The 1,348-nt window shown below is 34.8% G+C and carries 2 protein-coding genes; both read right to left on the minus strand.

Annotated elements, in window-relative coordinates; all coding sequences use genetic code 11:
- Positions 1–85 precede the first annotated feature (85 nt).
- Positions 86–535 carry a hypothetical protein gene (locus A9G30_RS04310; RefSeq protein ID WP_065567391.1) on the minus strand — a complete coding sequence of 150 codons (450 nt, stop codon included), beginning with the start codon at positions 533–535 and terminating at the stop codon, positions 86–88.
- Positions 536–689: 154 nt separating this feature from the next.
- On the minus strand, positions 690–1,348 hold a 659-nt coding region (gene aroD / locus A9G30_RS04315; protein ID WP_141671986.1), incomplete at its 5' end, for a type I 3-dehydroquinate dehydratase.

Below are 1,348 nucleotides of genomic sequence, written 5' to 3' on the forward strand. Positions count from 1 at the left end.
ATTAGCTATAATAAAGTTGCTTAAAGTTGCTTAAAGTTGCTTATTGTACATAACCTGTTTGGGATAGGTATACGTCCACAACTAGCTAGCAAGAAAATGCCAACCTATTGTCAATAATACTTTTATTATTGATTAATTCAAAGGATAGCAAAATACCTTCATAATTAATGCCAAGGACAATTAATTGTTCATCGACTTTATAGTAGTAACGCATATGATCTTCATAAAGATGATCTTTAAGAATATAATTATGATTAAAGGTATCGGTTAAAATAAACGGGGAGCCTAATTTAAACTCAAAACCCAAGAAATTCAAAATTTGATTGGCTTTATCAAGTAACAATATATTATCTATCACTTCATCAATTAATAAAACTTCAATATTATCGGCAATATAAAAAAACATAATTTGATAACCACAAATATCTGCTGTTCCTAGAATATCGGCATAGGCAAAATCTTTAATGGTATTGCGTTGATCTGAATTAAAAAAATAATTGATATCAAGCGAGCTAAATTTATTTTTATTATACATATCCCAAACCTAAATTTTGTACAACCACATAACAATTTGGGGGGAGTAAAATTCGCTATGTGGTTGTAAATGAAGATTTTGATAATGAAGCGCAAACACTTCATCACCGCTCTACATTGGCACGTCAATTCATTATTAACGGATTGATGTTAAATTAGCTATGGCTTTGGTACAAGGTATCTAAAATAGAGCGTAATTGTTTGGCGTCTAATTGACCCGGTGCCGAAGCATGTTTGGCAGCGCCAAAGGTCATTGCTGAGCCAAATGTCGCACCTGCAATACGGCTCACCACACCCAGCCCAGCCATAGACATGGTAATAATGGGGGTGGTTGCATGTTGTTGGTTCATTTCGGTGGTTGCTGCAAGTAATGTTAATACATCATCTGTTGTTTGTGGCATGACGGCAATTTTAGGAATGTCAGCACCCAGTTCCTGCATTTTCCTTAATCGGTAGATAATATCACTTTTGGATGGTGTTTTTTCAAAATCATGGTTTGATGCGACAACAAATACCTGATTTTTGTGTGCAACGGCAATAATATCTTTTACATCATCATCACCAATAAATAGCTCAACATCAATAAGATCAATAAGCCCACTACACGCCATTTCTTTATTCAACTGAATATAAGATGCGAGTGGCCAAGGTTTAACCCCCCCTTCATTTGCGGTTCTAAACGTAAATAAAATCGGTTTATTGGGCAGTAAATCGGCTATGCTTTTAGCTGCTTGTTTTACGGCATTGATATTGTCAACTTGAGTAAAGTGATCAACACGCCACTCTAAAACGTCAAAATCAATAGATTGTAAAA

The organism is Gilliamella sp. Fer4-1, assembly GCF_001690515.1.
GTDB lineage: Bacteria > Pseudomonadota > Gammaproteobacteria > Enterobacterales > Orbaceae > Gilliamella > Gilliamella apicola_C.

Excerpts from the sequence above, each read along its gene's own strand:
- A9G30_RS04310 (WP_065567391.1), bottom strand. The coding sequence starts at position 535 with ATGTATAATAAAAATAAATTTAGCTCGCTTGATATCAATTATTTTTTT.